Source organism: Soehngenia longivitae, from assembly GCF_004684055.1.
Lineage (GTDB): Bacteria > Bacillota > Clostridia > Tissierellales > Tissierellaceae > Soehngenia > Soehngenia longivitae.
This window is the reverse complement of sequence record NZ_SRIB01000006.1, coordinates 72,327-98,877: the sequence shown is the minus strand read 5'-3', so window position 1 is coordinate 98,877 and position 26,551 is coordinate 72,327. Positions and strand designations below refer to the sequence as shown.

Here is a 26,551-nt window from a genome sequence, read left to right as displayed (position 1 = left end):
TGAAAAGTATAAGTATTTGAAATTTAGCTTTATGTGATATAATTAATATAAATTAATATAAAGGTGATGCTATGTACAATATTAACTCACAAGAAATAGCTAGGTTTAAGCTTATTATACTATATACTATAAAGGAATCTCCCACTCTTATTGATAATATTAAATTGACCGAACTTCTCATTGATAGATTCGATTTGAATTATTTTCTCATTCAAGAATATCTAATAGAGTTACTTGAAAATCAGTATGTTGCAGAATTAAAGGATGATAATGAAGTCAAGTATTTAATAACAGATAAAGGCACTCAAGCTCTAGATTATTTAAAAGATATTCTAGGAGACAAAGAAAAAAGCATATTGTTAAATTTATTTAATAATTCAAGAAATCCTAAACAACAAAAAGAAGATGTTATTGCTGATTACTATCTTAAAGAAAGTGGAGAATACAATGTCAATCTTAAACTCATTGAGAAAGATGAAATTTTATTCAGTTTATATGTTAGTGTCCCTACTGAAAGTCAAGCTAAATTATTGTGTAAAAAGTGGAAAGAAAATCCTGTATTTTACCACAAGTCAATTTTAGATTTATTTATATGATTCATTAACCTTAAGCTAGATGCAGCTAAAATCATTTGATTTTAGCTGCTTCTCTTACTTCTCCAATCATATAAAGAGACCCTGTAAACAATATCAAATCATTTTCATTGGCAATTAATAATGCCCTTTCTACAGCCTTTTTAATATCTTTCTCAACAATTACATCGTCTTTAGTCCATATTTTTTCTATCTGTTCTTTCATTATCTCTGCATTTAGTCTTCTATCAGTGTTAGCTTCTGTTGCAATTATAACATCTGCCATAGGCACCAGTAACCTTAACATGTGATCAAAGTCTTTATCCTTTAGTATTGCAATACCCAGTATTAGTCTGTCAAATTTGAAGTTGTTCAAAGCTTTAACAAGATTCTCTACTCCTTCAAGGTTATGGGCCCCATCTATTATGAATTTGGGTTTATGTCTTAAAAGTTCAATCCTGCCATGCCATACCGTTTTCTCTATTCCACTTTTTATATTGTCATAAGATATTTTTATAAGCCCACAGTCACTTAATACTAACAAAGTAGTGATAGCCGTCGTTGCATTGTAAATTTGATGTTTACCTATTAAATTTGTCCTGATATTTTCTATAATATGATTTTTATAATGAAAATCAAATATACTGTAATCTTCTGATAAATATTTTATGTCTGCATTCTTAATTGGGACTTCAACAAAGGTAGCATTTTTTTCATAGGCAATCTTTTTTATAGCTTCCTGAGCTTCATTAGATTTTGGATAAGATATTACTATTCCATTATCTTTAATAATCCCTGCCTTTTGTATTGCTATTTCTTCTAATGTATTACCTAAAACTTCCATATGATCGTATGATATAGTTGTTATAACTGATGCAAGCGATGACTCAATTGCATTTGTTGCATCGCCTTTTCCTCCTAATCCAACTTCTAACACGACTATCTCTACATTGTTTCTATAAAAATACAAAAATCCTATTGCTGTTATTATTTCAAAAGTGGTTGGATGTTCAAATCCTAACTTTACCATTTCATCGCATGCTTTTTTAACTTCTTCAGTAAGCATTGCCACATCTTTTTCTGATATTTCATTTCCGTTTACTTGAATTCTCTCAGTAAACCTTTCTAGGTGAGGAGATGTATACAATCCTGTTTTATATCCTGCTTCCATTAAGCAGCTCGATAAATATGCACTAGTTGAGCCTTTCCCATTTGTCCCTGCAACATGAATGTACTTCAAATGATGATGTGGATTATTAAGAAGTGATAAGAGCTTTTTAATTGAATCCAGCCCTAATCTAGATCCATACTTGTTTTTATCATCTATGAAACTTAAGGCTTCTTGATAATTCATTTGTCTTCCTCCACTATGTTTTGCAAAATCTTTAACCTGTCTTTTACTGATTCGAGCATTTGAGTGTATTTTATTTTCTTTTGCTTTTCTTCATCGATTATGTTCTTCGGTGCTTTTGATACAAAACCTTCATTTGCGAGTTTTTTGTCAACTCTATTGATCTCATCTTCTAGTCTTAATCTTTCTTTATCTAACCTTTCTATTTCTTTAGTAATGTCAATCAAATCTTTTAGTGGCATATATACTTCACATTTTTCTAATACTATAGAGACATAATCAGTCCCAAACTTTATATTCTTATTTTCAATTTCTAAGTCTTCTGCACTAGCAAGAGTGATGAATTTCCTTGAATTCTTTAATATGGTCTCTTTAATTTCTTCATTGTCTGGTACAAATATGAGTTTTGATTTTTTGCTCATTGGCACATTCATTTCTGACCTAATGTTTCTAATCGCTTTTATAGCAGTTTTAATGTAGTCAATTTCTTCTTTTTCTCTCTCAAATACCATGTTATCATTTTTTATTGGCCAATTCTCTATGATCAATGGTTTTTCTGTCTCTGGTAAATGTTGCCAAATTTCTTCTGTTATAAATGGCATAAATGGATGTAGTAATTTCAGTATTTCTTTCAAAACTCTTAAAAGCACTGTTTGCGCAGTTTTCTTATTTAGCCCATCTTCTCCATACAATCTCGTTTTTACCATCTCTATATACCAATCACAATAATCTTCCCATAAAAAATTATATATTTTTTCAGCAGCAAGGCCCAATTCATATTTATCTAAATTATCATTTATCTGAGGAATAATTTCATTTAATTTAGTAAGTATCCATTTGTCTTCATCTACTAACTCCATTTCCTCGTCACTTAAGCTAGAGAAGTTTTCCTCTAAGTTCATTAATAGAAATCGTGAAGCATTCCATAACTTATTTGCAAAGTTTCTATTAGCCTCTACTCTTTCTATATAAAATCTCATGTCATTTCCAGGTGAATTTCCAGTTACTAAAGTAAATCTCAAAGCATCAGCACCATACTCATCGATTATCTCTAAAGGGTCTATGCCATTTCCCAAGGATTTACTCATTTTCCTCCCTTGAGAATCTCTTACAAGTCCAGTTAAAAATACATCTTTAAATGGAACTTCCCCCATCTCACTTAAACTAGTTACAACCATTCTAATAACCCAGAAAAATATTATGTCATATCCTGTTACCAAAGTATCTGTTGGAAAAAAGTATTCTAAATCTGGGGTTTTGTCAGGCCATCCCAATGTTGAAAAAGGCCATAAACCTGATGAAAACCATGTATCTAGTGTATCAGTATCTTGCTTTATATTGTAGCTACCGCATACATTACATTTTTCTACTTCATCTCTACTAACAATCACTTCACCACAACTTTCGCAATAATAAACTGGAAGTCTATGACCCCACCAAAGTTGTCTTGAAATGCACCAATCTCTAATGTTTTCTAACCAATGAAGATATACTTTACCAAATCTATCTGGAATAAACTTCAACTCACCATTGTTGTAAGCATCAATTGCAGGTTTCGCCAAAGGCTCCATTTTGACAAACCATTGCTTAGATATGATTGGCTCTATTACAGTTTTACATCGTTCACAGTGGCCTACAGCATTCTCGTATTCTTTAATGTCAATCAAATAACCTTGCTCTTTTAAATCTTCTGCTACTTTCTTTCTTGCATCAAATCTATCAAGTCCTTTGTATATACCACCGTTTTCATTTATTCTAGCATCTTCATCTAAGACAATTAAATGTCCTAAATTATGTCTTTCTCCAACTTCAAAATCATTAGGATCGTGAGATGGCGTAATCTTTAAGGCCCCTGTTCCAAAATCCATTTCTACATATTCATCTGCAATTATAGGTATTTCTCTATTTGAAAGTGGCAATATTGCTGTCTTTCCTATATACTCTTTATATCTTTCATCGTTTGGATTGACTGCTATTGCTAGATCACCAAACATGGTTTCTGGTCTTGTAGTTGCTATAATAATTCCATCATTTTCATCTTTAAGTGGGTATCTTATATAATACATATATCTATGAGTATCTTCATGCTCAACTTCTGCATCTGAAATTGCAGTATGGCAATTTGGACACCAATTGATAATTCTATCGCCTCTATATATCAAACCTTTTTCATATAATCGAACAAACATCTCAGTCACAGCTTTGTTCATGTGTTCATCTAATGTGAATCTTTCACGCGACCAATCACATGAAACCCCAAGTTTTTTTAATTGATTCTTAATTCTTCCACCATAAACTTTTGTCCATTCCCATGACTCTTCTAAAAATTTCTCTCTACCTAACTCCTCTTTTGATTTCCCTTCGCTTTTTAACTTTTCGACGACTTTTGCCTCTGTAGATATACTTGCGTGATCAGTACCGGGCAACCACAAAGCTTCAAAGCCTTGCATTCTTTTGTACCTAATCAAAATATCTTGTATAGTGTTGTTTAGAGCATGTCCCATATGCAATGTCCCAGTTACATTTGGTGGCGGCATCATAATGGTATATGGTTTCTTTGAATTGTCCACTTTTGGTGTAAAATATCCGTTTTCATTCCAATATTCATATAGTTTTTCCTCAAATTCTTTTGGATTGTAATTCTTTGGTAAGTTTTCTCGCATTCAAATCCCTCCTAAACTAATAAACCCTTCATCCTTTAAAAGAAAAGGACGAAGGGTCGCGGTACCACCTTAATTCCATAATATTATGGCTCTTAATATTTTAACGGTTTGTTCCGTCTAAGCTTACTATTGTTTCAGCCTAGAAGCTCAAAAGCTACCTTCGCCAATTTCGCATTATGAGCTTTCCAGCCAAGAGCTCACTCTCTATAAATGGAAAAAGGGTACTCCTCTTTATCATCGCAATTATAATTGGTTTAATTATAATTTAAGTTTATGAATTTGTCAATTACTTCTTATTTGTTACTTTCTTGTATATCTTCAAATAATTATAAAATGCTAATATATTTAAAACTAAAGTCATTATTAAAGAGATAATTACTATATTGTGTGGGCTTTGTATAATTATTAATAATATAGATAAATACAAGAAAAATGTTGCTGCTTTGCCATATATATTAGACGGTATTACCGTGTTTTCATTTTTCACTAAAAGTTTTGTGCCTCCTAAAATCATCACAATCTCTTTAATAAATATTGGGAGTAAAATCCACAGTGGAATGAGCCCATCGGAGTAAAAAGATATCAGTACTGCAAAAGCCATCAATTTATCTGCAAAAGGATCTAGCACTGTCCCGAGTTTACTTGATTTGTTGTATTTTCTCGCAATGTATCCATCTAAAACATCGGAAATACCAGCTAAGAAAAAAATAGATCCTGCGGCAAAAATTCGATTTTCTAGACTTGAATAGTATATAAGTAAATAAATAGGCACTAATAATAATCTGAATACAGTTATAATATTGGGTAAAGTCAAAATTTATCTCTCCTATTAAAATAAATATTTTTAATTAATAAAAAACATTCAGTAATATACCATAATCATTTTTTCGCAACAAAACCTATTTTCTTATATACTTTTTTCAAAGTCTTTGAAGCCTTTCTCTCTGCTTTACTAGCGCCTAATGAGTAAATATCTTCTAAATATGTTTTATCAGACATGTATTCATTATATTTTTTTTGAATAGGCAATAAACTCTCTATCACGATCTCAGCTAAATCTTCTTTGAATTTTCCATATCCTCTGTTTTGGTACATACCTACAATTTCGTCTACCTTCTTGTCTGTTAAACATGAATAAATATTAATCAAATTTTTAAGCCCAAGTTGAGAATCATTATAGGCAATATTATTTTCAGAATCGGTTACTGCTCTTTTTATTTTTCTCCTGATTGTGTCTTTGTCATCCAAAAGTGAGATAAAAGCATTTTCATCTTGATCGGATTTGCTCATCTTAACTGTAGGATCTTGTAAACTCATAATTTTAGAACCTAAATCTCCGATAAAAGGCTCTGGAACATTGAATGTTTCGCTGTATTTGTTGTTAAATCTGACAGCTATATCTCTTGCAAGCTCTAAATGTTGCCTTTGATCTTCTCCAACGGGTACTAAATCAGCTTGATAAAGTAAAATATCCGCTGCCATCAACACAGGATATGTAAATAGTCCTGCATTTATACTTTCGTTGTATTTCTTTGACTTATCCTTATATTGAGTCATTCTGTTCAATTGACCCATATATGTTATAGTGTTCAATACCCAAGCAAGTTCTGCATGCTCATGAACATGTGACTGAATGAAAATAGTAGATTTATCAGGATCTATTCCACAAGCTAAATATAGTGCCAATACTTCCAAAGTGTTTTTCCTCAAAAGTTTAGGTTCTTGAGGAACCGTTATCGCATGTAAGTCAACTATACAGTAATAGCAATCATAATCATCCTGTAGTTTTGGAAAATTTTTTAATGCCCCAATATAATTCCCTAAAGTCAGTGAACCAGAAGGTTGTATACCACTTAATACCGTTTTTTTATCCATTTTATCACCCTTACTGATATTATAAATCCCCTTACCACATAAAGTAAAGGGATTTTAATAAAATGCTACTTTTGATTATACAAAATCCTGTGTTGATTGTAAAGAATATAAAAATAAGGTTTAAAATTTAGTATCACTCTGAGTTAATAGATCAACTACCTCTCTTGCTTTTGCAAGATCATTATCTGAGACATATATTTCAGTATCATAAATAGAAGCTCCAGCAATTATTTTTAAATACCCTCCGGTACCTTTATCTTTTGTAATATATGGTATATTATTTTCTTTTAGAGTTGATTCAATCAAGGATAACATAGTTCTATCTGATGTTTTTATTAGTAGCTTTAGATTAACGTCTTCTTTATCTTCTCTTTTCATTGATATTACTCCTTTCACTATCAGCAATTTGATTGTTTTTAAGTTGTTCCCAAAGTATTTTTTCAAACTCTTCTACACTCAATGGCTTGTAAAAATAATATCCTTGAGCATAGTCACAACCTACCTCTATTATGTGATTAAGTTGTTCTTTAGTTTCAACTCCTTCGGCTAAAACTTTCATTCCCAATTCATGAGACAGATTTACAATCATGCTTAAGATTTTCTTGTTCTGCATATTTAAGTCAATTGAATCAATAAAAGATTTATCTATCTTTATCATATCGATGTCTAAACCTTTTAAATAAGACAGTGAAGAATAGCCAACTCCAAAATCATCTAGAGCAATTCTACCCTTTGCTTTTTTTATGGTTTCCAAAGCTTCACGACTATTTTCAAGATCTTCTATTAAGTTTGTTTCAGTAATTTCAAAATACGCTTTGCTAAAATCATAAATAATTGATAATTCAGAGATTAGTTTTCTTAGATAATCCAAATTATTTAATGTATTTCCAGAAATATTCATTGATATCTTAAAATCATCTAGTCCAAGTGAAGATAACTTATCTATCTCCATCAAAGCTTGTTTTATTACCCAACTATCGATTTTAAGAATCTCCCCAGTTTCCTCTGCATATGGTATAAAAGACAGTGGAGTTTCTATTCCGTGTCTTGGTCTGTTCCATCTGATCAATGCTTCGCCACCAATTATTTCCATTGTTTTTAAATCAATTTGTGGCTGATATAATAGAAAGAATTCATTGTTTTTAACAGCTACTTTCAAATCTTCTTCAAGCTCTACCAACTCTTTTACACCTTTATCTAACTCATCAAAATATACCACTGTCCTTTTTTTACCGAATTTTTTAGCATGATTTAAGGCTAAGTCAGCTTTTTTTAGTAATTCTTCATAATTTTCAGCTTGAAATGGATAAATACTTACTCCTGCACTAAAACTTACATTAAATTCATTATGCAATAATCTTTGGATTGTATCTGAATATCTTGTTATCTCTATTATTTTATCCTCAATTGAATCTTTCTTTTCTTCAGCTTTTAATACCAAAACTATCACATACTCGTCTCCACCAAACCTGTAAATAAAATGCTCAAACGGAAAATAACCCGATATTTTTTGAGTTATATTTATTAATAAATCATCACCTTTACTATGGCCATAAATTTCATTAACTAAGTTAAAGTCATCAATGTCAGCATAAACAAACACTAACTCACCATTTTCATCATCTGCTTTTTTCTCAAATTCCACCATGTCTTTTTCAAGTTTGTATTTATTAGGAAGTCCTGTTAATTGATCGAAATATGCAAGATTATATAACTGGTTTTCCATCTCTTTTCTTTGAGTTATATCCATACCAATAAATAATATATCTTTAACTCTATTTTCTTCATTGTAAATAAATGAATTACTCCAGATTATAGTCTTTTTTTGATTATCTTTTGTTAATAACTCAATTTCCATGTCTTTTACTTTTTTCCCTGAAACAATGTCTGAGATTACTCTATTTGCTTTTACTCTATTTAAATCATCTGCAATTAAATTTAAAATACTTTCCCCAATAAATTCATTTTCTTCAAATTTGAATACTTCTTTGAAAAATTTATTTACCATTATTATTTTCCCTTGTGAATCACACCTAATAATAATAATTGGAATATCATTAAGAATTACATCTAATAATTTTCTTTCCATTTTTAGCTCTTCTTCTAATTGCAATTTTTCTGTTATATCGATATGTGAACCAGCTATTGCTATTGGCTTTCCATATTCATTATATTTAATTTTTCCAGTCGTCACAACCCATCGATAATTCCCTTTAACAGTTCTTATTCTTAAGGCATTTTCATATATTCCATTAGAATCAAGAAGAGCCTCATCTAATTTATTTAAAGCATAAGGCAAATCATCTTTATGAATATGCTCTCTCCATTTTTCAATAGTATTTACTGTACTTTGGTAGTCTTCTGAATATCCAAATTGTGGTTTTATTAGTAGAGATGTAAAATAAAAATTTTTATCGATATCCCAATTCCATATACCATAATTTGACCCTTTGATTGATAACTCAAATTTCTGTTCAACCTCTTTTAATTTCTCTTCATATATTTTATATTCACTTTTTACCATTTCTAATTTTTGCTTTAAATTTGAGATATCATCATGAGCACCTTTCACTTTTACTATTGCATCTTTGTACATATCAAATTGCCTTTTCAAAATAAAATAAAATATAATAGCTGTAACTAACATATAAACCCAGCCCTTGTATAGTGAGATAAGATACAAGGTTTTAGGATTATTAGTTAACAACGATGCAATCTTATCTGATGAAAAAATCCAAGTTATTCCAATTGTAAGATAAATCATAGCTAACTTTAAGCTCTTTTTCTTGGGATCTAATTTTTCTATTAAGTTTATATTATTTTCATCAAAGTTGAAGTTTGGCATACATTCCTCCGTTATTTTTTCTATTTATACCCATTCAATTGGTTTTTACTTACCAACACTTCTAAAAATTTATTTGCAGCTGAAGAAATAATATTTTCATCAATATAACAAGCTCCTATGCTTCTATTTGGAATTACAACATCTGTTTTAAGTTCAATAATTTCCCTTTTCATTAAGTATTCATTAGAAAATTGCTTAACCACAAATGCTAATCCAAATCCATTTTTAACAAATTCAAGCACTAAATCGTGTGATCCTAGTTCTATTTGAGGTTCTATTATTATCTCCTTTGAGAACAAGAAATTTTCAACATATCTTCTTGTATTGGACCTCTTATCTAACATAATTAAAGGATATTCTAATATATCTATTAATGAAATAGGTTCTGAAATCATATTAACATATTTTCCACCAGTTACAAGAATATCTTGCACTTCCCTTACTTTTCTAATTTTCAAATTACTATTGCTTATTGGCAAATTACATATTGCAATTTCAATATCTCCAAGTTCTACAAGATTTACTAAATCTTGGGATGTGCGATTGATAATCCTTAATTGTATATTGGGATATAATTTTTTGAACGATATTAAAGTATCCATTAACATATATCTTAAAATCGTATCACCGACTCCTATTGTCAATGTACCAGATTTTAATTTTTTTGCTTCTAATATTTTCTGTTCTCCTATCTTTATTTGGTTGATTCCTTTATTTACGTGTGAAAACAGAACTTTTCCCTCATTTGTTAGACTTACCCCTTTTGAACTCCTAATAAATAAAGTAATTCCAAGCTCTTCTTCTAATTGAGCTATTGCTTGAGAAACTGCAGGTTGACTCACGAACAAATTTTTAGCTGCTTTAGTTATACTTCTTTGTTCGGCTACTTCATTAAAAATTTTAAATAAATCTAGTTTTTCAATCATATAATTTCTCCTTATGTTTATCATTAAATATATTTATTTTACTTATAACAAATTATATTATATACTGATTTCATGAAGTAAACCATTATTTTTTTAGGAGGTTACCATGGAAAGAACAATTGGAACAACTGTAAGAAGTCTTAGGACACCTATTATAAGAGAAGGTGATGACATAATAAAAATATCCATAGACACTATTCTTAACGCTACAAAAGAAGCAGGCTTTGAGATTCAAGATAAAGACTGTCTCTGCATAACTGAATCTGTAGTAGCAAGAGCACAAGGAAATTATGCAACTATTGATGAAATAGCACAAGATATTAAAAATAAATATGATAATGAACATTTTGGCATTATATTCCCAATTCTTAGCAGAAATAGATTTGGTATTATTTTGAAAGGGATAGCTAAAGGCGCAAAGAAAATCACTCTAATGTTAAGCTATCCATCAGATGAAGTAGGAAATCATCTAGTTGATATGGATGTGTTAGACATAAAAGGTATAAATCCTTGGACAGATGTATTAACAGAAAAACAATTCAGAGAATACTTCGGTTATAGAAAACATAGATTCACTGGAGTTGATTATATTGAGTATTATAAATCCATATTAGAAGAATATAACGTGGATTACCAAATAATATTTTCAAATAATCCTCTTACTATTCTTGAGTATACAAAAAATGTTTTGGCCTGTGATATTCATACTCGTGAGAGAACTAAGAGTTTATTAAAAAAATATGGTGGAAGAAAAATATATGGTCTAGATGATATATTAAATACTCCAATAAATGGTAGTGGTTACAATCCTGAGTATGGTTTATTAGGTTCTAATAAATCTAGCGAAGAGAAAATAAAACTTTTCCCTAGAGATGGTCAGCCAATTGTTGAAGCTATACAAAATGAAGTTAAAAATATGACTGGTAAGACAATAGAAGTCATGATATATGGAGATGGAGCATTTAAAGATCCTGTTGGGAAGATATGGGAACTCGCAGATCCTGTTGTTTCGCCTGCTTATACAAGAGGATTGGAAGGAACACCAAATGAAGTAAAACTTAAGTATTTAGCTGACGATTTGTTTAAAGATTTATCGGGAGAAGAACTCAAAAGGGCAATTTCTGATTATATTGCTAATAAAGATGATTCACTTGTTGGAGAAATGATATCTCAAGGAACTACTCCTAGAAGGCTCACGGATCTGATTGGCTCATTAGCCGATTTAACGTCTGGTAGCGGAGATAAAGGCACTCCAATAGTATACATTCAAGGTTATTTTGATAATTTCACAAAGTAAAATAGGTAGCTTAAGCTACCTATTTTACTACTAATACTGATTTATTAGCATAATTTAAAACTTTATTAGATACACTGCCTAAAAGTGATCTTGATGATACATTAATACCTCTTCTTCCCATCACTATTAAATCAATTTCCTCATCTTCAGCAGTATCAATTATAGTTTCTGCAATATCTTCTGCATTTCTCAATCTCGTTTCAACTTTATAAGGATAATCTTTAAATAACTCTAATGCCTCATTAAGTATTGATTTCCCAATTTCAATATTTCTCTTGCTTAACTCAGTAGTAAAATCTTGATCAATTATATAAGGATTGTCTTTTAAGCTATTGACTACACATAAAATGATAATATCTGACTTGTTATTAATACCAAACTCTTTTGCTTTTAATAATGCTTTTTTAGAATTTTCAGACCCATCTATAGGTACCAAGATTTTCTTCATATCCCTACCCCCTTTAGTTATTATTACCCATAATTTTCTAAATATCAATCTTCTTCTAGAAATCTTTTTACGCTTTCCATTACTACATCTTCCCCAATAATCAAAATTATATCCCCTTTTTCCAAAGTAGCATATGGTCCAGGTGAAAGTATGGTTTCATTTTTCCTTCTTATTCCAACTATTGTAGCTCCAGTATTTTGCCAAAAATTAAGTTCTCCAATTGACTTACCAATAAAATGGCACCTATCAGTGATTTCTAATTCAAATGGTGTTAATGCAGTTATATTGCTTAGTACACTGCTTCTCTCAATTATCCTGTCAACTATCTCCAATATTTCATCTTCTATTTCACGCTTCTTATCAAATAACTCTTCTAACTTAATTCTATAAGATGCCACACTTTCTATGTTCTTAAATCTATTTATGTATTTATATGCTTTTTCTTTTGATATTATCGTTATCCCACTACCTTTTGATGATTCGACTACTCCTACATCTTCTAGTATTTTTATTGCTCTACGAATCGTTTCTGGAGAAACATTATACGTACCAGCTAATGTAGATCTGCCATAAAGTTTATCCCCTTCTTCATATTGTCCTTTATAGATAGCATTTGCTATATCTAATGCTATCTTTTCATATCTTGGGGTAGATTTATTGTCTTCCATAGTTCACACTCCAATCATATTGTATCATTTGATAAAAACTTATTGATTTCTAGAATTATATCATCAGAATTGATAGCTCTACCATCATATTTAAGTATACTCTTGTCTACTTTTATATCAGTATACTCATCAATCAGGCTCTTTAATTGAGAAAGGTAATTTTGCTCTATGACTATTATTTTTTTAGCCTTTTTTGCATACGAATTTAACTTTTCTATAGGAAAAGGATAAATATCTCCAAAGATAAGTGCTCCAAATTTATCATCTTGAGAATTTAATCTTAATATAGACTCTTTTATAGCACCATAGGTAGAGCCAAAGCCCACTAATAGAACCTCAGGGTTTTCAGTTCCGATATATTCTGGTTCTTTTATTTCTTCTTTTAATAATTCTAACTTCTTCATCCTTTTTTTCATCATATTGACTCTTGTTTCAATAGACTCATCTATATTCCCATATTCATTGTGTTCATGGCTATCAACTAAAACTAATTTTTCTTTTGCTATCCCCGGAATTAATCGAGGAGAAATACCACTGTCAGTGTATTTGTATCTTTTATATCTTTCATCCTCTATTTCACTTTCGTTAGTAATATATCTTTCTATTGTAATTCTAGAAAAGTCAAATGGCTTCACCGTCATTTCATAATCAGCCAGATATTCATCTGTCAATAATATAACTGGTATCTGATATTTATCTGCTAGGTTAAATGCTCTCGCAGTTTGATAAAATGCATCTTCAGGGTTTCTTAATGCTATTACCATCTTAGGAAATTCTCCATGTCCAGCATGTATTACAAATCTCAAATCAGCTTGCTCACTTCTTGTCGATAGCCCAGTAGCAGGTCCAGGTCTTTGAGCATTAAATAGAACAATAGGAATCTCCATTATACCCGCTAAACTTAGAGCTTCTACCATGAGTGCAAATCCACCACCAGACGAGCCTGTCATTGCCCTCACCCCGGCATAGGATGCTCCTAAAGCCATATTTAAGGCAGCTACTTCATCTTCTACCTGATCAACAACAATATTCATCTCATTAGCATGTTTTGAAATATAACTCATTACACTAGTTGAAGGAGTCATCGGATACCCACAGTAAAATTTAACTCCTGCTGCAATTGCTCCTAATGCTAATGCTTGATTTCCATTTATCAAAATTTTATTATCTTCTAAACTCTCTAACTTGAATTTGCTCTCACCGATTTCATATCCAGCTTTAAATGCTGCCAAATTCAGTTCAACATTTTTATCTTTCAGAACTGTTTTAATAGTATTTACTGCTATGTCATATTCTATTCCAAAATATTTTACAATAAATCCTACTCCTATTGTTCCTATTGCTCTATTGTCCCCAAGCTCTTTAACTAATTTATCAAATGGTAATTTTATTACATCATTATCCTCAAAATTTTCATCACAAATAATTATGCCATCTGTTTTTACTTTATCCTTATGTATAGTAATCGTTTCAGCTGTCATTGCAAACAAAAGATCTATTTCATTATTATAAGTAAATATTTCATTTTCCGAAAAACGAATTTGCATAAAATTATGTCCACCTCTTACCATAGACATATAGTCTTTATAGGTGAATATGTTAAAACCTGATCGTTTAATTATCTTTTCTAGTAATTCAACAACAGTTTCAATCCCTTGCCCTGCAGCCCCACCAATTAATATCGAGTAATCCATTTTAAGCCTCCTAATAAAATTCTTCTAATAAATTTTGCGCATTTATTGGGTTTAGCTCAGCTTTTACTAGAGGTTTCCCTTTTTCAATAAACGAAAATTTTTGATCATAAGTTTCTTTTTCTACTTTGTACAAAATACCAATTGGTATCCTATCTCCAAATTCTAATGCCTTTTTATAAGCTGCTTCAAAATCTGTATAATCATAATCCTCATTCAATTTATAAACTCTATCTTTATACCACTTAAATGTATTTACTTTATTCCAAACTACACATGGTTGCAATATATCAATATGTGCATATCCTTTATACAATATTGCTTCTTTCATTAAATTTGATAAATGTTTTACATCTCCAGAAAAGCCTCTAGCTACAAATCCTGCACCCATAGTCAAGCTTAGTGCCAAAGGATTTATTGGATTTAATTTGACTCCATCGAATTGTAAAGTTGTTTTTTGCCCTAATGCAGTTGTTGGAGAAGCTTGTCCCTTAGTAAGTCCATAAATTTGATTATTATGAACAAAATGTGCTATATCTACATTCCTTCTAATTGTATGAATAAAGTGATTTCCTCCTTCTCCATATGTATCGCCATCTCCAGATTCAACAATCACCGTAAGGTCTTTATTTGACATTTTTATTCCTATTGCAGGTGGTAGTGCTCTTCCATGCAATCCATTAAAACCATTCAATCCTATATAATGAGGCATTTTTGCAGCCTGTCCTATGCCAGAAACTAAAACAACTTTAGACGGTTCTATATCTAAATCTTCTAATGCTTTTTTTAGAGCATCTCTTATCATATAGTTTCCACAGCCCGGACACCATGATGGTTTATATAGTTCATATTCACAGTTCATATTTTCTCCTCCAAAAATTTATCTATTAATTCTATTATACTGTATTTTTATAATAATACAAAAATTCAACTAAAAAAAGACAGTATTAACTGTCTTTAAATAGCATATATGAAATTTTGTCCATGCTTTTTAATAATTCTAGCAGGTGCTCCAACTGCAGTTGAATTTTCGGGAACATCTTCTAGCACTACTGAATTTGCACCTATTTTGGAATTATCTCCTACATTGATAGGTCCTAATACTTTAGCTCCTGCTCCTATCATTACGTTATTCCCAATTGTAGGATGCCTTTTTACCCCCTTTTGGGTACCTACTCCACCTAAAGTCACTCCATGGTAAATTGTTACATCATCTCCTACTACTGCAGTTTCACCTATTACAACACCCATTCCATGATCTATAAAAACTCTCTTGCCTATTTTTGCCCCTGGATGGATTTCAATCCCTGTTTTTTTTCTTGATCTATAAGAAACCCATCTAGCCATAGTAAAATGCTCTTTTTCATATAGAGAATGTGCTATTTTATGGGCTATAATTGCTCTTAATCCAGGAGAAAAAAATATAGCTTCAAACAAGCTCCTCGTAGCAGGGTCTTTTTCTAGAACGTTTTTCCCTTCTTCTATTATTGTTTTAATCATATTAATCACTCCATATCAAATAATGATGTAGTTAAATACCTTTCACCAGTGTCCGGTAAAACTGTAACAACTTTTTTCCCTGTCCCTAATTTCTTAGCTAATTCTAAACTAGCGTAGAAATTCGCTCCTGAGCTTATTCCAACCAATAATCCTTCTTTTTCTGTTAAATATCTTGCCCACTTGAAAGCATCTTCATCTCTTACATTTATAATTTCATCAATAACATCCCTATCAAATATATCTGGTATGAAATTTGCTCCTATCCCTTGAATCCCATGACTTGATGGAGAACCCCCAGTTAGTACTTGAGACTTTTCAGGTTGTACTGCGGCTATTATTATATTGGAATTAATTTCTTTTAAATATTTTCCAACACCAGATACTGTTCCTCCAGTTCCTACTCCTGCAACAAATGCATCAAACTCCCCATTAAAATCTTTTACTAATTCCCTTGCCGTAGTTTCATAATGTGCTAATACATTTGCTTTGTTTTCAAACTGTCTTGGCCAAAAATAATCATTTTCTTTGACTAATTCATCAACTTTTTCTACTGCACCTCTCATCCCATTTGCACCTTGAGTTAAAATTAAGTTTGCTCCATAAGCTTTTAAAATTTTTCTTCGTTCAATACTCATAGTATCAGGCATTACTATAATCACTGGATTTCCTAAAACTGCTCCTATCATAGCTAGTGCAATGCCCATATTTCCACTAGTTGCTTCTATAATTGGTTGATTTTTCTTCAATTTACCTTCTTTAATTGCATCATTAATCATGTATAAAGCTGGTCTATCTTTGACACTTCCTCCAGGATTAAAACTTTCTATCTTCACATAAATATCTGCTTGATTTTTTACTATATTCTTGGTTTTTATTATTGGAGTATTTCCAATTAACTCAATTATATTATTGTATATCATATAAACCCTCCTGTTTTTATTTTTTAAATATAAAAAACCTCCGCCCATGTATATGTTTTATATACAGAGGCAAAGGTTAACTTCGCGGTCCCACTCTGTTTAGGAAATCCCATCTCTTAGGTACATTCATACCTTAGTCATATAACGGTGACAACCGTAAAAGTCTACTGTTAATTCAACTTTTCGCTCCTTGGCGCACTTCCCTATAACTATACATAAACTTCTCCCACCATGCGAAGTTCTCTCTTTGATGTAATCATTATGGTACTCTACCAATTCCTAGCATTTTAGTATCTATTGGATAATATACCATATATTTTTTTGTTTTGCAACTATAATTTATCGATTATTTAACAAATCCATTGAATTTACTTTCACCATATATTTTACTTTCTCAATGTCTATAGTTTTAAATTCTTTTCTTTCCATTAGAATATTCCCATCTACTATAACTGTATCAACATCACTTCCGTACGCAGAGTATGCTAATGTTGAGTATACATTATTTCTTGGGCAAAGATGTGGTTTATCCATATCCAAAATTATTATATCAGCTTTCTTACCTATTTCTAATGAACCTATTTCTTTTTCTAAACCTAGTGCATATGCACCATTTATTGTAGCCATATTAAGTGCTTCTAACGCAGTAACGCTCATAGGATCATTGTCTACTGCCTTGTTTACAATGCTTGCCATACTTATTTCCTTAAACATGTTTAAGTTATTATTAGATGCTGCTCCATCGGTCCCCAAAGCTACTTTTATTCCTTCTTTTAGCATCCTATTTACTGGTGAAAAACCACTAGCCAATTTAAAATTACTACTTGGATTATTCACTGGATGAACATTTTTTTCTTTAATTAATTTTATATCTTCCTCATCAATATGTACGCAATGTGCAGCTACTGTGTGTAAATCAAATAAACCTAAATCATACATATGTTTAATAGGGGATTTATTGTACTTGCGAAAGCTTTCTTCTACTTCATTTCTAGTTTCTGATAGGTGAATGTGTAAACTCGCATTTAACTTTGAAGCTGAATCCATGATCTTTAACAAAAATTCAGGGCTACAGGTATATGGGGCATGTGGTCCAAACATTATTTTTATTCTACCATTTAATGAATCGTTATACTCATTAAAAAGTTTTTCATTTTCTTCTATTTTATATATTGAATTAGAATCTTCTTCAACAATGCCTCTAGCCAGTGAGGCTCTCATACCTGAAATATCCAATGCTTTGATTACTTGATCCATGAAAAAATACATATCGCAAAAAGTAGTTGTCCCTGATGCTATCATTTCTGACATACTCAATAAGCTAGCCCAATAAATATCTTCCGCAATCAATTTTGCTTCAGCTGGCCATATTTTTTTTGTTAACCATTCTGAAAGAATCATGTCATCAGCATAATTCCTAAAAAGGCTCATACCTAAATGGGTATGGCAATTTATTAATCCAGGCATAGCTAATTTGTTTGAACCATCTATCTCATAATCTACTTTGTTTTTGTTAATATCTCCAATATCTCCAATATGTGTGATGATATTATCTTCAATTACAATATTAGATCTCTCATAAAATTGGTTCTGTTCATTCATCGTAACAATATCAACATTTTTTATCAATATTTTCATTTTATCCTCCTAATTTGTTAAAACCTTAGTATTATAAATGTCTTTCTTTTTAAAAGTGATTGCTGAAAAAATAAATCTCACAATTAAATCTATACCCATAGCTATCCAAATCCAATAAATTTTTGTCTTCAATAAATTCGTAAATATTAAAACTAATGGAATTCTAACTCCCCATAAACCAACTCCAACATTTATCATACTTATCTTAGAATATCCAGCACCTCTTAAGGCTCCATTCAATACCCCAGCTATGTTTTGAGGTAATTGAACTAAGCCCATTATAAATAAGTACTGAGAACCTATCTGTACGACTTCTTTGTTGTTTGTCAACAGACTCATTATTTGGTTTGGAAATAGAATTAAAGATAATCCTGCTATTGAAGTAATTATTGCTGCATATTTATACAAATATTTCATATATTTTTTAGCTAATTCGTTATCTCTAGAACCTACAGCTTGACCGACAAATGTAGATGCAGCAATCCCAAAACCAGCCGCCGGCATGTATGACATGGATTCAGCTTGTAATCCCAATTGGTATGCAGCATATGCAACTTCACCATACTCAAGGATCGCTCTAGTTATAATAATTGATGCAAATTGCCAAAAGCTCATCTCAAATGCAGTTGGTATTGAAAATTTAACTAAGCTTTTGATTTCATTTAGATTAATTAGCTCATTAATCTTAAAATTTTTTATTCTAAATATATCATTATGATACATTAAAAAAGTAAATCCCACTATAGATGCGATTAGATAGCTTAAAACATATGCTATTGCAGCGCCCTTTAGCCCCAATTTAGGAAACCCTATTTTCCCAAATATCAATATGTAACTTAATACTATATTGAAAAAATTTAGTATCAGTACAATAAACATCGGTGTCTTTGCATTTCCCATGCCTTGAAATATACCAGAAATTAATAATATCAAAGCTGAAAAAGGTAAACTCAATGCTAAAATGGTCAAATATAATTCTGCTGACTCCAATAATGATGTTTTTGGATTGAATATCAGCAATAATTTAGAACTAAATTCTAACAGTATAATCATAAAAAAGATAGATAAAAATAATAATATAATAAACGCACTAATACTTGTTTTTCTAATTTTTTCTCTATCATTTGCACCATATCCTTGGGCGACAAATACTGAAGCTCCTGTTGAAATTCCCTTGAAAATTGCCCAGATTATTCTGAAAATTATATTGCTAATTCCTACAGCTCCTACGGCAATTTCACTTATTCTTCCAACCATAGCCATCGACACAACTCCTGCTGTCATCTGAAGTATATTCTCTGCAGTGATTGGAAGTATCATTGATAAAATTTTCGATTTTATTGTTTTGTCAGCTTCCATATAAACCTTCCTATAAGCAAAAATTTATAAATCTCAAAACCTCAATATAATCATCGGATTCAAATCTTATCAATTTTTCATTAATTTTAGAAACTCCTTTATACATTGAATATCTATAAGCATCGCAATGATTATAATATTCAACGTCAACTGTAAAGTATTTTGGTAATTCCTTGCTATTATTTATAAGAGGTTTTCTAAAAACTTTTTTTACATTTTCTTCAATAAGTTCCAATGCTAGTTCTGGGTGAATATTTATAGTAGAATTACCTATACCTTCTTTAACAGCAACAGTTGCTATGTTAGAATTATATTTACTTACTTCATCACAAAGCCCTTTATCCCCAGATAAAAAAGCAATAGGTACTTTAAAATACTCAGCAATATATGCATGTATGAGAAATTCACTCGCAATTTGTTCATTTATAGTAATTTTAGAAACTTTAAGACTCATTGTATGTGATAATGGATTACTTGATGAAGATGCAGGTGAATGATAGCCAATAAAGAGAATTGCATCAAAACTCTCGTCTAGACCCTCTACCATAGAAAAAATACTCCCACTCCATGATCTTATGAGTTTTGTATTCTTAGGTAAGTAATTATGGTCAATGTTTCTACCACTATCATGAGCATCTTTAATAATTATCTCATCGGCTCCAATTTTATTTAGTGCAACACAACATGCATTTACTTCTTTAGTCATTTGTAATGACATATTGCTATAAGATGACTCTTTTCTTTCTGTCTCATCCCAAGTTGTTGTTCCTGTAACACCCTCTATATCTGCACTTACATATACTTTCATTCTTTAATCACCTCTTAATTTCTATACTCTAAATAATATAACAGATTTAAATTAATTGCTATAATTATTACTGTAAAAATAAAATATATCTGATATAATTAGTAACTACAATATTCTTTTAGGAGGTAACTTATGGATTACATAGTAAAAGCTTTCATTGAAATACCCAAAGGTAGTAGCAATAAATATGAATATAATAAAGAATATAAGGTTTTTGAACTTGACAGAGCATTATTTTCTCCAATGTTCTATCCAACGGATTATGGATATATACCAGACACATTAGCAGAAGATGGAGATCCAATTGATATCATGGTTCTTTTAGCTCATCCAACATTTCCAGGTTGTCTAATAACTGCTAGAGTCATAGGGATGTTTCTTATGGAAGATGAAAAAGGAAAAGATGAAAAGATAATCGCTGTCCCCGTAAATGACCCCAGATTTGAAGATATGAAATCAGTTGATGATATGGGTTCGCATCAAAAGAAAGAGTTTGAACATTTTTTCAAGGAATACAAAAGATTAGAAGGAAAAGAAGTTATTGTTGGAGGTTGGGTTGGAATAGACGAAGCCATAAAATCAATTGAGAGATCACGAGAAGCCTATAAAAAATCAAAAAATCAAGAATAAATGATAACAATTATCATTTACAGGATTTATTTCATATGCTATAATAAATCTGGCTTAAATTATCGCGGCAATTTTTAAGGAGTTGATAATTTAATGGCAAATATGAAACAACCTAGATTCAAACAATCAAGGCGATTGGGACTAAATGTATGTGGGCATCCTAAAGCAATGGAAAGAGCAAACAAGGGTAGTTCAAGAGCAGACAAAAAATTATCAGAGTATGGAAGACAGCTTTTAGAAAAGCAAAGGCTAAGAGCTTATTATGGTGTTATGGAGAAGCAATTTAAACGATATGTCATTTTAGCAAAAAAATCTTCTGATCAAACTGGACATGCTCTAGTGAAAATTTTGGAAACTAGATTAGACAACATAGTATATAGAGCTGGTTTTGCAAGTTCAATAAGGCAGGCTCGACAGATGGTAGTTCATGGTCATATATTGGTAAATGGCAGAAAAGTAGATATTCCTTCTTATCTAATAGAAGTAGGAGATATTATTAGTTTAAAAGAAAGATCTAAGTCAATTGAACTTTTTAAAAATAATTTTGAAAGTAATCTTCAAAACACCTTGCCTTATTTGATTAAAGATGATAAAGATATGTCAGTAAAGCTAGAAAGAATACCAAACAGAGAAGAAATCCCAATCGAAATAGAAGATCAATTGGTTGTAGAATACTATTCAAAAGCAATGTAGAGCTAATATTAGCTCTACATTTTTTATGAAATTCTCTATAATTAATTATCTAACTGAAAACAAATTGTTTTCAGAAATCTCATTTATATCTATTCCTGACATTGCCTCTCCTAAATCTTTTGAAACCTCTTTAAGTATGTCTGGGTCATTGAAGTGCTTTACAGCTAATACAATTGCTTTAGCTCTTTTTTCAGGATTTTGTGACTTAAAAATTCCTGAACCTACAAATATACCATCACACCCTAATTGCATCATTAAAGCTGCATCTGCTGGTGTGGCTATACCGCCAGCAGCAAAATTTAAGACAGGTAATGCCCCATTTTCTGCAACGTATTTTACTAAATCATATGGTGCCCTAATCTCTTTAGCTATTGTCATTAATTCATCTTTTGGAGCATTTTTAATTCTTCTTATTTGTGAATTCATAGTGCGCATATGTCTAACAGCTTCTACAATATTTCCTGTTCCTGCTTCTCCTTTAGTTCTAATCATAGAAGCACCTTCTCCTATTCTTCTAAGTGCTTCCCCCAAATCTCTTGCTCCACATACAAAAGGTGTTCTGAATTTTGTCTTATCTATATGATAACTTTCATCAGCAGGTGTAAGCACTTCACTTTCATCTATATAGTGAATACCAACAGCTTCAACTATTTGTGCTTCGACAAAATGGCCTATCCTCACTTTTGCCATCACTGGTATCGATACAGCACTCAATATCTCTTCTATTAGTTTTGGATCAGTCATACGTGCTACACCACCATCTTTTCTTATGTCAGATGGAACTCTTTCTAATGCCATAACAGCAACTGCTCCACTCTCTTGCGCTATTTTAGCCTGTTCAGCATTCACAACATCCATTATAACTCCGCCTCTTAATGTTTCGTTTAATTCTTGTAAATTTTTCATATGTGACCTCCTTAATATAGATACAATTCTAATCCGTATCTATATACTATCAAATGTGTATCGTTTTTGTCAATACAGTTTTTATTTCTGTTATTGTCTTTATCATCTGTTTTAATTATATCCTAGGAATTGAATATTCAAGAATATTACCAATGACGGGCATAAAAAAAGCCGAGACAAGCTCGGCTTTTTTAACATATAGCTGCATATTTTTCTCTAAATTCTTTTTCAACATAATCAGTAGTTTCTTTAGGTTCAAATAATTTTGCATCTTTAACAGCTTTCAACTTAGCTTTTTTATCTTCAAACATAAATCCGTCATGCAAGAATACTTCATCACTATTCAAAGGCCATATTACGCTTTCTTCAAATTCCTTAAATCCATAGTAATTATATGCTTCTCTAGCCATTTCAATAGTGATTTCATCTACAGAATTGTATTTTTTACTGTAGCCTAATATTTGCATCATAATATAGATAATTTCCCAATTCTGGTATCCTGACAATGCTGGTATAGCTTGATACAATTTTTGTATTCTTCTCTCACTATTAGTAAATGTGCCCTTTGATTCTGCATAACTAACAGCTGGTATTACGCAGTCTGCTTTTTGAGCAGTTGAAGTCATGTAAAGATCACATACAGCTAAAAATTCTAATTTTTCTAAAGGTAATCCCTCAATATCTTCACCCAAAATGAGCATTGCCTTAATGGTATTATTGTCAATCATATTTTTTATTTCAGCATTAGGTTTATCTATTCTAAGATCAGCTAAACCTTGACTGTTATTCTTAGGTTTTAACTGAATTATTCCTCTTCTAGCTTTACCAATTTGTCCTGAAACAACAGCTATACTTGCAATTAGTCGTTCAGCTTCAGATGTTATATTGTTTTCATCAAATACTATTATAGCTTTCTTACTTGAAGTATATTCTTTTGCTAAATTAACAATATCTTCATTAACAGTAACTCCATTTAGGCTTTCTTTAAGTTCAATAAAACCTACTGCATTCTTTGGTTCATATCCTAGATCAATTATTGCTTTTAATATTTGTTTTAGTATATTTAAATTATTTTCTGGAGTCATATTTATGTTCGCCCAATCATTTATTTGATCATAGGAATCATTTATAGTTACTAGTTTGGCACCATTTTCAACAGCATTTTTAACTTTTAATGCCGCAATAGTATGATTTTTCATCATATTTGTTCCTACTGCTAAAATAAAGTCAGCGTTTTCTAATTCGCTAAATGTACTAGTTGAAGCATCTACTCCTATAACTTCTTCTATTCCTCCATAATTTCTATTAAAGGAAGTAACATTATCTGTCTTTAATATATCTTTGGCTAGCTTTTTAGCTAAATATATCTCTTCATTTGTATATCTATCAGATATTGCTATTGCAATTGAGTCTGCCCCATACTTAGCTCTTGTAGATTGAAGTTTCTTAGCAGTTACTAATAAAGCTTCTTCAAATGTTGTTTCCTTAAATTCACCATTCACTTTTAAAAGTGGATTTACTAATCTCTTGTTTTGTTTTGCAATATTGTACCCAAATCTTCCTTTTGCACAAAGTAGTCCATTGTCAACTTCACTATCTTCTTCAGGCAATGCCCTATAGAGCATATTCCCTCTAGTATTAAGATTTATATTGCATCCAACAGAACAATATGAGCAAATTGTTTTGGTTTCTTCAGTTTCTACTGGTACAGATTTCTCAATTTGAAGCCTTTCTTGCAATGCTCCTACTGGGCAAGCTGCGACACACTGTCCACAAGAAATACATGAAGTTTCAGCTAAATCCAATTCCATAGATGGTTTTACTATAGTATCAAAACCTCTATTTACTAAGCCTAGAGCCCCATTGTCCATTACTTGGTCACAAATTCTCACACACAGTCCACACAAAATACATTTATCTGCATTTCTTACAATGAACGGATGATTGTCTTTTTCTTCTCTATGATGTTTTTCACCATCATATTTTTCTGGTTCTACATCATATTCATTTGCGTATTTATAAAGTTTACATTCAAAATAGTCATGGCACCCACATTCTAAACATCTCTTAGCATCTTCAACTGCTTCTTCTACTGAAAACCCTAAGTTTACTTCTCTAAAATTATCTTTTCTTTCTTCAGCAGATAAATGTCTCATTTTGGATCTGTATTTTATTTCTTTGTCTTTGACATCTTCTTTAGAAAAGTCTTTTCTCTCTACGACATATGGTTTTCTATAAGGTACTAGATAGCCTTCTAAGAATGAGTTGATCACCTTTGAAGCTTTCTTAGCATCTCCAATTGCTTTTATAGCTATATTAGCTCCTTGATTAATTACATCTCCTCCAGCAAACACACCTTCTATATTTGTTGTAAAAGCATTTTCGTCTGCTGCAATAGTTCCTTTTCTTGTTTTTTCGATTATTTCAAATCCTTCGAGGCTTGATTCCTGACCAATTGCGCCAATTACTAAATCTATGTCGATAAACTCAAACTCTCCTTCTATTGGTATTGGCTTTCTTCTGCCTGAAGCATCTTCTTCACCAAGCATCATCTTTTGTAATTTTATCTTAGTTGCCTTCCCATTTTCACCAATTATTTCAAGAGGTGCGACTAAAAACTTAAATTCTACCCCTTCTTCTCTAGCCTCTTTGATTTCAATTTCCTCTGCTGGCATTTCAGCTTCTGTTCTTCTATATAAAACATAAACTTCTTTTGCGCCCAATCTTACTGCAGTTCTAGCGGCATCCATAGCAGTATTACCGCCACCGACAACTGCTACCCTGTTACCTATTGCAAGAGGTTCATTAATAGTGACTTTTCTTAAAAAGTCAATTCCACCCATTACTCCTTCTAGTTCCTCACCAGGTACTCTCAAACTAGAACTCTTCCATGCACCAATAGAAATATAAACAGCATCATAATTGTTCCTCACAAAATTTAAGTCCAAATCTCTGCCTATTTTAATGTTGTTTATCATTTTAACGCCCATTTTTTCAATGATTTCAATTTCTTTATCAATCACATGAGATGGTAATCTATATTCTGGAATTCCATATCTAAGCATCCCACCCATTTGAGGCATTTGATCGTATATATCGACTTCATGCCCATGAGTTCTTAAAAAATAAGCACATGACAATCCTCCAGGTCCTCCACCTATTACAGCTACTTTCTTTCCTGTAGGTGCTGGAATTTCAGGAATATAGACATCATCACTGTTTAAATCCAAATCCGCTAAAAATGCTTTCATATGAGCTATTGATACCGGTTCTTCAACGAGTTGTCTTCTGCAAGCATCTTCACATGGATGTGGGCATACTCTACCAATACTAGCAGGCAATGGCAGTTGTTCCTTAATTAATTTCAATCCTTCCTTGAATTCCATATTTGCAGCTAAACCAACATATCCTTGGCAATCTGTATTCCCAGGACAAGCTAGTACGCATGGTGGTCTACAATCCCCAGTATGATCAGATAAAAGTAGCTCAAGTGTATTCTTTCTTGAACTCAATACTCTGTCTGAATTCGTAGTAACAACCATACCTTCACTTGCCATGGTTGCACAGGATCTTAGAAGTTTAGGATTCCCTTCAACTTCCACAACACATAATCCACAAGAACCATATATTTCAACTTTCTCATCAAAGCACAGAGTAGGGATATCTATATTGTTTTCTCTAGCGATTTGCAATATAGTCTGTCCTGCCCTACCAACTACTTCTTTTCCATCTATGTTTAAATGAATTAAAGACATATTTCA

At 31.4% G+C, this 26,551-nt stretch carries 22 protein-coding genes and 2 other annotated features; of the genes, 4 read left to right on the top strand and 18 right to left on the bottom strand.

Features of this window, described 5'->3' with window-relative positions; translation table 11 throughout:
* Positions 1–71 precede the first annotated feature (71 nt).
* Positions 72–596 (top strand): DUF4364 family protein, encoded by a 525-nt coding sequence (locus tag E4100_RS05460; protein WP_135271035.1) that lies wholly within the window; start codon positions 72–74, stop codon positions 594–596.
* A 31-nt stretch (positions 597–627) separates the two neighbouring features.
* Here the strand turns inward: E4100_RS05460 and E4100_RS05455 are convergent, their stop codons facing one another.
* From E4100_RS05455 to E4100_RS05425, 7 genes are all read right to left on the bottom strand, one after another.
* Positions 628–1,926 (bottom strand): bifunctional folylpolyglutamate synthase/dihydrofolate synthase, encoded by a 1,299-nt coding sequence (locus E4100_RS05455; RefSeq protein ID WP_135271034.1) that lies wholly within the window; start codon positions 1,924–1,926, stop codon positions 628–630.
* Positions 1,923–4,586 (bottom strand): valine--tRNA ligase, encoded by a 2,664-nt coding sequence (locus E4100_RS05450; RefSeq protein WP_135271033.1) that lies wholly within the window; start codon positions 4,584–4,586, stop codon positions 1,923–1,925. Before E4100_RS05450 ends, E4100_RS05455 begins: the two co-directional genes overlap by 4 nt.
* Positions 4,587–4,627: 41 nt before the next feature.
* Positions 4,628–4,833: a binding site (T-box leader), on the bottom strand.
* A 39-nt stretch (positions 4,834–4,872) separates the two neighbouring features.
* Entirely contained in the window at positions 4,873–5,400 is a 528-nt protein-coding gene (pgsA, locus tag E4100_RS05445) for a CDP-diacylglycerol--glycerol-3-phosphate 3-phosphatidyltransferase (protein ID WP_135271032.1), read from the bottom strand.
* 65 nt (positions 5,401–5,465) lie between these two features.
* Positions 5,466–6,461 carry a tryptophan--tRNA ligase gene (gene trpS / locus E4100_RS05440; protein WP_135271031.1) on the bottom strand — a complete coding sequence of 332 codons (996 nt, stop codon included), beginning with the start codon at positions 6,459–6,461 and terminating at the stop codon, positions 5,466–5,468.
* Between the two features lie 120 nt (positions 6,462–6,581).
* Complete coding sequence (locus tag E4100_RS05435; RefSeq protein WP_135271030.1) at positions 6,582–6,839, bottom strand: putative signal transducing protein; 258 nt, start codon at positions 6,837–6,839, stop codon at positions 6,582–6,584.
* Positions 6,823–9,306, bottom strand: coding sequence for a sensor domain-containing protein (locus E4100_RS05430; protein ID WP_135271029.1), 2,484 nt, complete (start codon positions 9,304–9,306; stop codon positions 6,823–6,825). Before E4100_RS05430 ends, E4100_RS05435 begins: the two co-directional genes overlap by 17 nt.
* A 20-nt stretch (positions 9,307–9,326) precedes the next feature.
* Positions 9,327–10,232: a LysR family transcriptional regulator gene (locus E4100_RS05425; protein ID WP_135271028.1), complete on the bottom strand. Its 906-nt coding sequence runs from the start codon at positions 10,230–10,232 to the stop codon at positions 9,327–9,329.
* 106 nt (positions 10,233–10,338) lie between these two features.
* On the opposite strand from E4100_RS05425, the gene E4100_RS05420 reads away from it, so the two are divergent.
* The gene (locus tag E4100_RS05420) at positions 10,339–11,529 is read left to right on the top strand and encodes a coenzyme F420-0:L-glutamate ligase (protein WP_135271027.1); all 1,191 of its coding nucleotides are present in this window, start codon (positions 10,339–10,341) and stop codon (positions 11,527–11,529) included.
* Between the two features lie 19 nt (positions 11,530–11,548).
* Here the strand turns inward: E4100_RS05420 and E4100_RS05415 are convergent, their stop codons facing one another.
* The 9 genes from E4100_RS05415 to E4100_RS05375 all read right to left on the bottom strand — a co-directional run bounded on the left by E4100_RS05415 (position 11,549) and on the right by E4100_RS05375 (position 20,561).
* On the bottom strand, positions 11,549–11,977 hold the full coding sequence (locus tag E4100_RS05415) for a universal stress protein (protein ID WP_135271026.1): 429 nt from the start codon (positions 11,975–11,977) through the stop codon (positions 11,549–11,551).
* A gap of 44 nt (positions 11,978–12,021) precedes the next feature.
* A complete protein-coding gene (locus E4100_RS05410; protein WP_135271025.1) occupies positions 12,022–12,645 on the bottom strand; it encodes a GntR family transcriptional regulator in 624 nt (207 codons plus the stop codon).
* 14 nt (positions 12,646–12,659) lie between these two features.
* The gene (locus E4100_RS05405) at positions 12,660–14,339 is read right to left on the bottom strand and encodes a 2-oxoacid:acceptor oxidoreductase subunit alpha (protein WP_135271024.1); all 1,680 of its coding nucleotides are present in this window, start codon (positions 14,337–14,339) and stop codon (positions 12,660–12,662) included.
* 10 nt (positions 14,340–14,349) lie between these two features.
* A complete protein-coding gene (locus E4100_RS05400; RefSeq protein WP_135271023.1) occupies positions 14,350–15,198 on the bottom strand; it encodes a 2-oxoacid:ferredoxin oxidoreductase subunit beta in 849 nt (282 codons plus the stop codon).
* A gap of 95 nt (positions 15,199–15,293) precedes the next feature.
* On the bottom strand, positions 15,294–15,836 hold the full coding sequence (epsC, locus tag E4100_RS05395; protein WP_135271022.1) for a serine O-acetyltransferase EpsC: 543 nt from the start codon (positions 15,834–15,836) through the stop codon (positions 15,294–15,296).
* 5 nt (positions 15,837–15,841) lie between these two features.
* Positions 15,842–16,756, bottom strand: a complete 915-nt coding sequence (gene cysK, locus E4100_RS05390; protein WP_135271021.1) for a cysteine synthase A — start codon at positions 16,754–16,756, stop codon at positions 15,842–15,844.
* A gap of 62 nt (positions 16,757–16,818) precedes the next feature.
* Positions 16,819–17,046, bottom strand: a binding site (T-box leader).
* Positions 17,047–17,095: 49 nt separating this feature from the next.
* Positions 17,096–18,394 carry an amidohydrolase gene (locus tag E4100_RS05385; RefSeq protein WP_135271020.1) on the bottom strand — a complete coding sequence of 433 codons (1,299 nt, stop codon included), beginning with the start codon at positions 18,392–18,394 and terminating at the stop codon, positions 17,096–17,098.
* Between the two features lie 9 nt (positions 18,395–18,403).
* Positions 18,404–19,753: an MATE family efflux transporter gene (locus E4100_RS05380; protein WP_135271019.1), complete on the bottom strand. Its 1,350-nt coding sequence runs from the start codon at positions 19,751–19,753 to the stop codon at positions 18,404–18,406.
* 10 nt (positions 19,754–19,763) lie between these two features.
* Positions 19,764–20,561 (bottom strand): M55 family metallopeptidase, encoded by a 798-nt coding sequence (locus E4100_RS05375; RefSeq protein WP_135271018.1) that lies wholly within the window; start codon positions 20,559–20,561, stop codon positions 19,764–19,766.
* A gap of 132 nt (positions 20,562–20,693) precedes the next feature.
* On the opposite strand from E4100_RS05375, the gene E4100_RS05370 reads away from it, so the two are divergent.
* A complete protein-coding gene (locus E4100_RS05370; protein WP_135271017.1) occupies positions 20,694–21,191 on the top strand; it encodes an inorganic diphosphatase in 498 nt (165 codons plus the stop codon).
* Positions 21,192–21,284: 93 nt separating this feature from the next.
* The gene (gene rpsD, locus E4100_RS05365) at positions 21,285–21,884 is read left to right on the top strand and encodes a 30S ribosomal protein S4 (RefSeq protein WP_135271016.1); all 600 of its coding nucleotides are present in this window, start codon (positions 21,285–21,287) and stop codon (positions 21,882–21,884) included.
* 45 nt (positions 21,885–21,929) lie between these two features.
* Here rpsD and pdxS read toward each other — a convergent pair whose 3' ends face one another.
* Positions 21,930–22,790, bottom strand: coding sequence for a pyridoxal 5'-phosphate synthase lyase subunit PdxS (gene pdxS, locus E4100_RS05360; protein WP_135271015.1), 861 nt, complete (start codon positions 22,788–22,790; stop codon positions 21,930–21,932).
* Positions 22,791–22,981: 191 nt separating this feature from the next.
* On the bottom strand, positions 22,982–26,545 hold the full coding sequence (locus E4100_RS05355; RefSeq protein ID WP_135271014.1) for a molybdopterin-dependent oxidoreductase: 3,564 nt from the start codon (positions 26,543–26,545) through the stop codon (positions 22,982–22,984).
* Positions 26,546–26,551: the final 6 nt, after the last annotated feature.